This window comes from Sulfitobacter sp. HI0129 (assembly GCF_001635395.1).
Classification (GTDB): domain Bacteria; phylum Pseudomonadota; class Alphaproteobacteria; order Rhodobacterales; family Rhodobacteraceae; genus Sulfitobacter.
Genome location: NZ_LWGH01001080.1, coordinates 1 through 10,404, shown reverse-complemented (window position 1 = coordinate 10,404; position 10,404 = coordinate 1). Strand labels below are relative to the sequence as shown.

Annotated in this window: 9 protein-coding genes; 2 read left to right on the top strand and 7 right to left on the bottom strand. The window is 62.7% G+C overall.

Annotated features, from left to right (window positions below; genetic code table 11):
- Both A3764_RS22745 and A3764_RS22740 read left to right on the top strand, forming a co-directional pair.
- Positions 1-944: helicase-related protein (locus A3764_RS22745; protein ID WP_201722504.1), on the top strand; the 944-nt coding region annotated here is incomplete at its 5' end.
- Positions 945-1,068: 124 nt separating this feature from the next.
- Positions 1,069-1,704 (top strand): hypothetical protein, encoded by a 636-nt coding sequence (locus tag A3764_RS22740; protein WP_067919115.1) that lies wholly within the window; start codon positions 1,069-1,071, stop codon positions 1,702-1,704.
- 9 nt (positions 1,705-1,713) lie between these two features.
- On the opposite strand, the gene A3764_RS22735 is transcribed toward A3764_RS22740, so the two are convergent.
- The 7 genes from A3764_RS22735 to nuoK form a co-directional block, all read right to left on the bottom strand.
- A complete protein-coding gene (locus A3764_RS22735) occupies positions 1,714-3,381 on the bottom strand; it encodes a ribonuclease J (protein WP_067919113.1) in 1,668 nt (555 codons plus the stop codon).
- A gap of 1 nt (position 3,382) precedes the next feature.
- Positions 3,383-4,159, bottom strand: coding sequence for a type III pantothenate kinase (locus A3764_RS22730; RefSeq protein ID WP_067919111.1), 777 nt, complete (start codon positions 4,157-4,159; stop codon positions 3,383-3,385).
- Positions 4,160-4,189: 30 nt separating this feature from the next.
- Positions 4,190-4,924: a biotin--[acetyl-CoA-carboxylase] ligase gene (locus A3764_RS22725; protein ID WP_067919108.1), complete on the bottom strand. Its 735-nt coding sequence runs from the start codon at positions 4,922-4,924 to the stop codon at positions 4,190-4,192.
- 21 nt (positions 4,925-4,945) lie between these two features.
- The gene (gene nuoN / locus A3764_RS22720) at positions 4,946-6,388 is read right to left on the bottom strand and encodes an NADH-quinone oxidoreductase subunit NuoN (RefSeq protein ID WP_067919106.1); all 1,443 of its coding nucleotides are present in this window, start codon (positions 6,386-6,388) and stop codon (positions 4,946-4,948) included.
- A 13-nt stretch (positions 6,389-6,401) separates the two neighbouring features.
- Positions 6,402-7,964, bottom strand: a complete 1,563-nt coding sequence (locus A3764_RS22715; protein WP_067919104.1) for an NADH-quinone oxidoreductase subunit M — start codon at positions 7,962-7,964, stop codon at positions 6,402-6,404.
- Positions 7,964-10,108, bottom strand: coding sequence for an NADH-quinone oxidoreductase subunit L (nuoL, locus tag A3764_RS22710; RefSeq protein ID WP_067919103.1), 2,145 nt, complete (start codon positions 10,106-10,108; stop codon positions 7,964-7,966). The genes A3764_RS22715 and nuoL overlap by 1 nt, the downstream gene beginning before the upstream one ends.
- 4 nt (positions 10,109-10,112) lie before the next feature.
- Positions 10,113-10,404 (bottom strand): NADH-quinone oxidoreductase subunit NuoK (gene nuoK / locus A3764_RS22705; protein WP_067952138.1); only part of this gene is annotated, 292 nt, incomplete at its 5' end.

The following is a 10,404-nucleotide window of genomic DNA, read 5'->3' as shown; positions in this document are numbered from 1 at the left end:
TCGAGGTCGCCCGTCAGGCAACCACGGGCGAGAACATCGAACAAGGCGTGCTGATGTTCAAAGGGTCGCGCAAGGACCGCGAAGCCAGTGAAAAGCGCAAGGTTCTGCGGGCATTGATCGACGCCGAAGGCGACAAATGCACCAACGCGATCATCTTCTGCAACCGCAAGATGGATGTGGATGTGGTCGCCAAGTCGCTGAAGAAATACGGCTATGACGCCGCCCCCATTCACGGCGATCTCGATCAGAGCCAGCGGACGCGCACACTCGAAGGGTTTCGCGCGGGCGATCTGCGGTTCCTCGTGGCCTCTGACGTGGCGGCGCGCGGGCTCGACGTGCCGAGCGTGAGCCATGTGTTCAACTTCGACGTACCCAGCCATGCGGAGGATTACGTGCACCGCATCGGCCGAACAGGCCGCGCGGGCCGTGACGGCAAGGCGATCATGATCTGCGTGCCGCGCGACGAAAAGAACCTCGCCGATGTGGAACGGCTGGTCCAGCGGGAGATTCCGCGGCTGGAAAATCCGCTGGGCGGCGAAACCGCGCCCGAGGCATCGCAGCCGACCGACGACAAACCGGCAGAGAAGCCCAAGCGGAGCCGGTCGCGCAGCCGCAAGTCCGACGACAAGGCACCGCGCGACGCCCAAAAGGATAACGACGCGAAGGGCCGGACCCAGGAGCCGAAGGGCGACAGCAAATCTGCTGACGGCAAGGACAGCAAGCCGCAGCAGGACGATGCCGCGGACAAGCGCCAGCGGCAGCCGCGCAAGGCCGATCAGCAGGATCGCCGCACCGAAGACCGCAACCGCGACGATGATCGTGGCGGGCGCGGCGGCAACCGTGGCGGGCGCAATTCCGATCGCGGCGGCAACAAGGTCGTGGGCCTTGGCGATCATACGCCCGCTTTCATCGAACTCAGCTTCGAGGACCGGCGCGACAACTGAGCGCCGCAAGGCCAAGGATCGGCGGGGTTTCGCACCCCGCCCGCTGCTTGACTGCGCAACCCTTTCCCCGCGCCGGAACGCGCTCTATATGCGAAGCGTCTTCAACCGGTTATCGGGATCCGCAATGTTTCGCGTCTTTGGCTTCGCCACCTTTCTCATGTTCTTCACCGTCTTTGCCGAAACGGCGCAGGCCGAACGCTGCAGGGCTTTCGTGAACGGCGACGAAGTGGTTGTGGAGGCAGATAACTTTGCCACTTTCAAAGAAGATGTCGGAACCCGGGAAAAGCTGCTCGCATGGCCTTCGCGCACATGGAACAAGGCCTGGGGCCAACCGGCACCCTGCGACAGCGGTGTGCTGTTCGACTATCTCGCCACCACCATCCCCACCGAAGAGATCGACGGCTATTGTCTCGCCCCGGCGGAGACGGGTTTCATCCTCGTCCCGGGGGAGCGCAATTTTCGTGGGCAGTGCAAGAAGACCGTCTGCGAACGGGTGAACACTACCGTCGCCGAGACGACGGAGCTGACGAAGCGCATGACCAGCACCGCACTGGAGAAGGCGAAACAGCCGGATAACCTTTCCGCCGTCGCGCATAAATCCGGCGCGCTGATCCTGTCCGGCACGGCGAGCACCGTCGCTGCCAACCTATCGACAGCAGGCGCCACGATGCTGACGGCGCTGTCCACCCCGGCGGCACTTGCCGCCGTGGGGGTCAGCGTGGTGGCGGTGGGCGGCACCGTCTACATGTGCAACCGGTGATCCGGGCGGTCAGCTCAAACGGCTGACCACCACCGTCACCTCGGGCTTCTTGCCGATCTCGTCCATGGCGGACTGGCGCAGCGTGCGCTTGAGACCTTCGTTCAGCTTGTCGTCATCGCGCAGGGTCTTGGCCCCTGCCCGGTTGAGCCATTGGCTCAGGTCTTCTTCCAGCACATCGACCAGCGGCGCCTTGCTGCGCCCGGTCTCGGGCAGGCCCATGAGGTCAACCCAAGGCTCACCCAGGGGTTCGTCATCGGTATCGAGAATCACCGTCACGGTCGCATGACCGTTCAGCGCCATGCGGATACGGTCCCGCACGACGCCGTCCAACGCGCCGATCTTGACGGTACCGTCGAGGTAGGTGCGCCCCGTTTCGATGTATTCGGCCACCTTGGGGGCATTGCCGCTGAGGTCGATCATCATGCCGTTCACGGCCAGCACGCCGGTCATGCCCTTGGCTTCGGCCAGCTTGGCGTGTTCGCGCAGATGGCGGTGTTCGCCGTGCATGGGGATCAGGACCTGCGGCTTGACCACGTCGTGCAGCGTTTCCAGATCGGGCCGGTTGGCATGGCCCGACACGTGATAAAGGCCCGAGGAATCATCCACCACGTCCACGCCCATTTCCGAGAACTGGTTGATGATGCGGATGACACCGCGTTCGTTCCCCGGAATGGTCTTGGAGGAGAAGAGGAACAGGTCCCCTTCCTTCATCTCAATCCCCTGATACTTGCCGCGCGCCAACTGGGCGGAGGCCGCGCGCCGCTCGCCCTGCGAGCCGGTCACGAGAAGCATCAGGTTCTCGCGCGGGATACTGCGCGCATCCTCCGGGGCGATCACGGGAGGGAAGTCGGTCATGACGCCGGTCTCCAGCGCCGCATCCACCATGCGCTTCATCGCGCGCCCCAGAAGCACCACGGACCGGCCCGCCCGCGCGCCCGCATCTGCAAGCGTCTTTACCCGCGCCACGTTCGACGCGAATGTGGTGGCGACGACCATGCCTTCGGCGGCGCCGACGAGTTTCTCGATCTCCGGGCCCAAGGTCGCTTCTGACCGGCCCGGCAGGGGCGAGAAGACATTGGTGCTGTCGCAGATCAGCGCCTTGATCCCGTCCTTGCAGACCTCGGCCCAGAGGCCCGGATCAAAGGGTTCGCCCACGCCGGGCGTCAAATCGATCTTGAAGTCGCCCGAATGGATCACCCGCCCCTCGGGCGTGTCGATCACCATGGCAGAGGATTCAGGGATGGAGTGGGAAATGGGCAGGAAGCCCACGGTGAAGGGCCCCACGGTGACCTGTTCGGGCCAGACGCCCGCGGTGGTCACCGCATCATTGGGATGGCCATGTTCGTTCATCTTCCGCCGGGCGATGTTGGCGGTGAACTTGCGCGCGTAGATGGGCGCGCGCAGGGCGTCATAGTAATGCGCCACGGCGCCCACGTGGTCTTCATGCGCATGGGTGACGAAAACCGCCTCGATCCGGTCGCGCCGGTCTTTCAGCCATGTGATGTCCGGCAGGATCAGGTCCACGCCGGGGCTGCCATCCATGTCGGGAAAGGCAACGCCCAGGTCGACGACGATCAGCCGCTCCTTGCCGGGTTTACCATAGCCATAGACATAGGCATTCATGCCAATTTCGCCCGCCCCCCCGAGGGGCAGGTAGATCAATCTTTCGCTGCTCATGTTATTCAGCTTTGTCCTTATTAAATTCGTGTATCACGGTCAGCCCGTGCATTGTCAGATCATCGCGGTACTCGTCGAAAAGGTCTGCGGCCTGCTGGAACAGCGGTGCCAGCCCCCCGGTGGCGACGATGCGCATGTCGCGCCCCTGCTCCGCCTTTATCCGGGCACATATCTCACGCACCAGACCGACATAACCCCAAAAGATACCTGACTGCATACAGGCTACGGTATTCGTCCCGACAACCTGCAAGGGCTTCGAGATGTCCACGTGAGGTAGTGCCGCTGCCGCATTGTGCAACGCCTCAAGGCTCAGGTTGACGCCGGGTGCGATCACCCCGCCCACATAGGCCCCGTCGGAGGCGACGACATCGAAGGTCGTGGCGGTGCCGAAATCAACCACGATGAGGTCACCGCCGAAAAGATCATGGCCCGCCGCCGTGTTCACCAGCCGATCCGGCCCCACCGCTGTACCGGCATCCACCCGCACATCCACCGGCAGGGCGCATTCCGGCTTTCCGACGACAATGGGGCGGGTGTTGAAATACCGGTCGGCCAGCACACGCAGGTTGAAGACCACGCGCGGCACGGTCGAGCTGATGATCATATCGGTGATGTCGGCTTCGACCTTCTGGAACTTCATCAGCGTGCTCAGCCAGACATAATATTGATCCGCCGTGCGCTGCCATTCGGTAGAGGTGCGCCAGGTCGCGATGAACTCTGACCCGTCCCAGATCGAAAAGACGGTATTGGTATTGCCGCAGTCGATGGCCAGAAGCATGGTCCGTTCCCCCGTTGGCTTCAGCTTCGTTCAGAAAAAGACATCCGCGGCGGTGATTTTCACCCGTCCCGAAGAAGTCCGCAGGATAAGATTGCCGTCGAGGTCCACGTCCTCGAACACGCCCGTTGTCTCTTCACGCATGGTTCGGGCGGTCACGGTTTCGCCGATCCGCGCGGCGTGGGACAGCCAAGCGCTTCGGATGGGGGCGAAGCCCTGTTCGCGAAACTGTCTCTCCAGCGTGGCATAGGCCGGCGCGAGGATATCGAGAAAGGCGGATGCCGATACCCGGCGTCCCGCATGTTCCGCCAAGGTCGCAGGTGGCAGGGCGCCCGGCTCCAGCATGGCGGCCTCGGGCGGGTGCAACAGGTTGACCCCGATCCCGATGACGAGATGCTCGCCCAGGCTTTCCAGAAGGATGCCCGCCACCTTGGCCCCGCCCAGCAGCACGTCATTGGGCCATTTCAGGGCGAGCGTCTCTTCGCTTTCCAGCACCGTGGCGAAAGCCCGGTAGAGTGCCAGCGAGGTGACAAAGCTGCGAAGCGCAGCCGTGCCCGGCGGCTCGTTCCGGCGCATCACCAGCGTTGCCGCGAAATTGCCGCGCGGGGTGGCCCATGCCCTGCCCCGCCGCCCCCGCGCCGCGGTCTGTTCCTCGGCGAGGATCCATGTGGGCATGGTCAGATCCGGCAGCAGTCTGCCGGCTTCCGTCAGGGTCGAATCCAGTACGGTATAGATCCGGCGGTCGTACCCTTCGGGCCAGCCGGTCATCCCGCCGTCCCGCAGGGGGTGCTAGTTGACAAGGGTCAGGGCCGCCGCTGCTGCGGCGCCTTCGACACCGAACATGTTGATGATGCCCAGAACCATGACCAGCGCCGAAACCGCGAGGAATCCGCCCAGCAGGCCACTGCGATGGTTGTCCAGCGGCTGGGAGGTTTCTTCGCCGAAATACATCAGGAAGACAATGCGCAGGTAGTAGTAGGCCCCGATCACCGAAGCGATCACGCCTGCCACCGCCAGCCAGACCAGCCCGCCTTCATATGCCGCGCGCAGCACGTAGAGTTTGCCGAAAAAGCCCAGCATCGGCGGTACGCCTGCAAGGCTGAACAGCAGGACCAGCATGGCCAGCGCACGCGCCGGGGCGCGGCGGGCATAGAGGTTGAGCGAATTGATGTCCGTCACGGGTGCACCGTCCCGACTCATCAGCAGGATAAACGCGAAGGTGCCGATATTCATGGTCACGTAGATCGCCATGTAGACCAGCATCGCCTGCACACCCAGCGCCGTGCCCGCGGCCAGCCCCATGAGCGCATAGCCCATGTGCGCGATGGAGGAATAGGCCATCAGCCGCTTGATGTTCGTCTGACCGATCGCCGCGAAAGCTCCGAGGAACATGGAAAGAACCGACAGAAGTGCGATGATCTGGCTCCAATCCCCCACGGCCCGGCCGAAGGCGTCGTGAAGCACACGCGCGAACAGCGCCATGGCCGCCATCTTGGGCGCAGTGGCGAAAAAGGCCGTGACGGGAGTGGGCGCCCCTTCGTAGACATCGGGCGTCCACATGTGGAAGGGCACCGCGGAAACCTTGAACGCCATGCCGGAGATCAGGAAAACGAGGCCCAGCAGCAGACCGATAGAACTGCCGCCCGTCTGCGCGGTCGTGATGATGCCCGTGAAAAGCGTCGTGCCCGCGTAGCCATAGACCAGCGACGCACCATAGAGCAGCAAGCCCGAGGAAAGCGCGCCCAGCACGAAGTATTTCAGGCCCGCTTCCGTCGATTTGATGCTGTCCCGCCGGAGCGATGCGATGACGTAGAGCGCCAGCGACTGAAGCTCCAGCCCCATGTAGAGCGCCATCAGATCGCCCGCGCTGACCATCATCATCATTCCGACCGCGGCCAGCGCCACCAGCATCGGATATTCGAACCGCAGCAGACCACGCTCGCGCATGTAGGCTTCGGACATCATGAGCACGGCAGCCGCCGACAGCAGAATGGTGATCTTGGCAAACCGCGCGAAACCGTCTTCGATGAACATCCCGCCAAAGGCGATGCGTGTCGTCTCCCCGGTCAGCCCGATCCATGCGGCGAGCAGCGCCATGATGCCTGCGGTCATCCAGACCAGCAGGCTACCGGCCTTGTCCTTCGAGGTATAGACCGCGCCCAGAAGCCCCAGCATGGCCCAGACGGCCAGCAGGATTTCCGGCAGGATGACGTTCAGATCGTCGGAAATCATCGTGCAGTCCTTCTCAGTTCGTGACCGCGGCAGTGCGGGTCGCCAGATCGGCACCCTCCACCGAGGTTTCGTAATTCATCACCAGATCGGCGACGGCAGGGCCGATGATGTCGAGCACCAGCGCGGGATAGACGCCAAGCAGCAGGGTCATGGCCACCAGCGGCGCGAATATCCAGCGTTCACGCGACGTCATGTCGGTGATCGACTTCAGGCTCTCCTTGATGAGATCCCCCATCACCACCCGGCGATAGAGCCAGAGCGCATAGGCCGCACTGAAGATCACGCCCGTGGTCGCCACCGCGGCGACCCATGTATTGACCTGGAAGGCTGCCATGAGCGTGAGGAATTCACCCACGAAGCCGCTGGTCCCCGGCAGCCCCACGTTCGCCATGGTGAAGAGCATGAAAATCAGCGCATAGGCCGGCATCCGGTTCACCAGCCCACCATAGGCGTCGATTTCCCGGGTGTGCATGCGGTCATAGATCACGCCGACACAAAGAAAGAGGGCGCCTGAGATGAAGCCGTGGCTAATCATCTGGAAGATCGCCCCGTCGACACCCTGTTGGGTGGCGGTGAAGATCCCCATGGTAACGAACCCCATATGCGCGACCGAGGAATAGGCAATGAGCTTCTTCATGTCCTCTTGCACCAGCGCGACGAGCGAGGTGTAGACGATCGCGATGGCCGAGAGCCACAGCACCATGGGCGCCAGCACTTCGGCCCCGACGGGAAACATCGGCAGCGAAAACCGCAGGAAACCGTAGCCGCCCATCTTCAGCAGGATCGCCGCCAGAACCACCGAACCCGCAGTGGGGGCTTGAACGTGGGCGTCGGGCAGCCATGTGTGCACGGGCCACATGGGCATCTTGACCGCGAAGCTCGCGAAGAAGGCGAGGAAGAGCAGCGTCTGCATCCCGCCGATGATCTGGATGCCCAGAAGCTCGAAACTGTCGGAGGCAAAGTTGTGGTTCAGCAGATTGATCTCGCAGCCGCCGATACAGGTGGTGCCCGCCTCGGTATACATGGCCACCATGGCCACGAGCATCAGAACCGAGCCGAGGAAGGTATAGAGGAAGAACTTGAAGCTCGCATAGATGCGATCCTTCCCGCCCCAGATGCCGATGATCAGGAACATCGGGATCAGGCCAGCCTCGAAGAAGAGGTAGAAGAGCACCAGATCGAGCGCCATGAAAACGCCAAGCATCAGCGTCTCCAGCACGAGGAAGGCGATCATGTATTCCTTCACCCGGTCCGTAACGTGCCAGCTTGCTGCGATTACGAGCGGCATCATGAAGGTCGTCAACATCACAAAGAGGACCGAGATCCCGTCAACGCCCAGCCGGTAGCTGAGACCGAGCAGCCATTCCGCTTCGTCCACGTGCTGGAAACCCACGTCGTCGGGATCGAAATCGAACAGGATGAAGAGCGAGATCAGGAACACCACTGTCGTGGTGATCATCGCCAGCCATTTGGCATTGCGCTGCGCCGCCGGATCGTCGCCGCGCAGGAACACGCCGAGGATCAGCGCCGCAAAGGCCGGCATGAAGGTGATAATGGACAGCAAGTGGTGATCCATCAGTTCGACCCTCCGGTCATCGTCATCCATGTCACCAGCACCGCGATGCCGATCACCATGGCGAAGGCATAGGTGAAGATGTAGCCCGACTGGGCACGCCCCGCGAGGCGGGTAAAGAAGGGCACGATGCCCATGGCGATCCCGTTCAGGGTTCCGTCGATCACGTTACCGTCGCCGCGCTTCCAGAAGAAGCGGCCGATGGCCTTGGCCGGGCGCACGAAGACGACATTGTAGATCTCGTCGAAGTACCACTTGTTGAGCAGGAAGTTATAAAGCGGCCGCTGGTTCGCAGCGAGGCGCCCGGGCAGCGACGGGTTCAGGATGTAGAACCAGACGGCCATGGCCAGACCGAGGAGCATCGCGACGAAGGGCGAAACCTTGACCCAGACCGGGGCCTCATGCGCCTCGTCCAGCACGTGGTTGTCAGGGGCGAAGTAGATCGCGCCGTCCCCGGGGGCGCCGCCAAAGGCCGCATGGTAGTCGCCGCCCTTCTTGCCGCCCTCCTGATCGCCTTCGAGGATCGCACCCACGCCCGGGTCACCATCGTCAGGCCCGGTAGCGCCACCGGTGCCTTCAGCCCCCTCGACGTGGGCATCACCCGCGGCGGAGGCTTCGGCCAGCGGGATACCGAAGAAATCCGCGATCTGGTAGGTTTTGCCAAAGAAACTGCCGTACCAGACCATGCCGGCGAAAACGGCGCCGAGGCCAAGTACACCCAGCGGGATCAGCATGGTCATCGGTGCTTCATGGGCATGGTCGTGGGTATGCTTGTTGCCGCGCGGCGCACCGTAGAAGGTCAGGAACATCAGCCGCCAGCTGTAGAAGCTGGTCATCGCCGCCGCGGCCACGAGCAACCAGAAGCCATAGGCCGACCCGCCCGCCCAGGCGCTTTCGATGATCGCGTCCTTGCTGAGGAAGCCGGCGAAGCCGATCTGCGTCAGCGGGATGCCGACGCCGGTAATCGCCAGCGTGCCGATCATCATGGCCCAGAAGGTATAGGGGATCTTCTTCCGCAACCCGCCATAGTTCATCATGTCCTGCTCATGGTGCATGGCGTGGATCACGGAACCCGCCCCGAGGAAGAGCATGGCCTTGAAGAAGGCATGGGTGAACAAGTGGAACATCGCCGCCGAATACATGCCCACGCCTGCGGCCACGAACATGTAGCCGAGCTGCGAACAGGTGGAATAGGCGATGACGCGCTTGATATCCGTCTGCACAAGGCCCACGGTCGCCGCGAAGAATGCGGTAGTCGCCCCGATGACGGTCACGAAGGCCATCGCCTCGGGCGCGAATTCCATCAGCGGTGACATGCGTGTGACAAGGAAGACCCCCGCCGTCACCATGGTTGCGGCGTGGATCAGCGCCGACACGGGCGTCGGACCTTCCATCGCGTCGGGCAGCCATGTGTGCAGGAAAAGCTGCGCCGATTTACCCATGGCCCCCACGAAGAGCAGGAAGGCGATCAGGTTCGCGGCGTTCCAGTCGGCCCAGAGGAAACGGACATTGGTTTCCGCAAGCTCCGGTACGGCGGCGAAGATGTCATCGAAACGGATGCTGTCCGTCAGGTAGAACAGCCCGAAAATCCCCAGCGCAAAGCCGAAGTCACCCACCCGGTTCACGACGAAGGCCTTGATCGCGGCGGCGTTGGCCGAAGGCTTCCGGTAATAAAAGCCGATCAGCAGGTAGGACGCCACGCCCACGCCTTCCCAGCCGAAGAACATCTGGACGAGGTTGTTCGAGGTGACGAGCGCCAGCATGGCGAAGGTGAAGAAGGACAGATAGGCAAAGAAGCGGGGGCGATAGCTTTCGCCTTCGCGAAAGTTCTCGTCATGCGCCATGTAGCCGAAGGAATAAAGGTGCACGAGGCTCGAAACCGTGGTGATCACGATCAGCATGATAGCGGTCAGCCGGTCCATCCGGATCGCCCAATCGGTACTGAGCGTGCCGCTTTCGATGAAGCGGAAGATCGGAATGACCTCCGCCTGCCCGTCATGGGTGAAGAACACGATCCAGGACAGCAGCGCAGCGAGGAACAGCAGCGCCGTCGCCGTCCACTGGGCGGCCACCTCGCCGATGGCCTTCCATGTAAAGCCGCAGATCAGCGCACCGATGAGAGGCGCGAACAGGATGATGATTTCCATGACCTCAGCCCTTCATCACGTTGACGTCTTCGACCGCGATCGTTCCGCGGTTACGGAAGAAGCAGACCAGAATGGCAAGCCCGATGGCGGCCTCGGCGGCGGCGACGGTCAGCACGAACAGCGTGTAGACCTGCCCGACGAGGTCGCCCAGATAGCTGGAAAAAGCCACGAAGTTGATGTTCACCGCCAGGAGCATCAATTCGATGCTCATCAGCAGGATGATCACGTTCTTGCGGTTCAGGAATAGCCCGAAGATGCCAATGACGAACAGCGTTCCCGCCACCGTCAGGTAATGT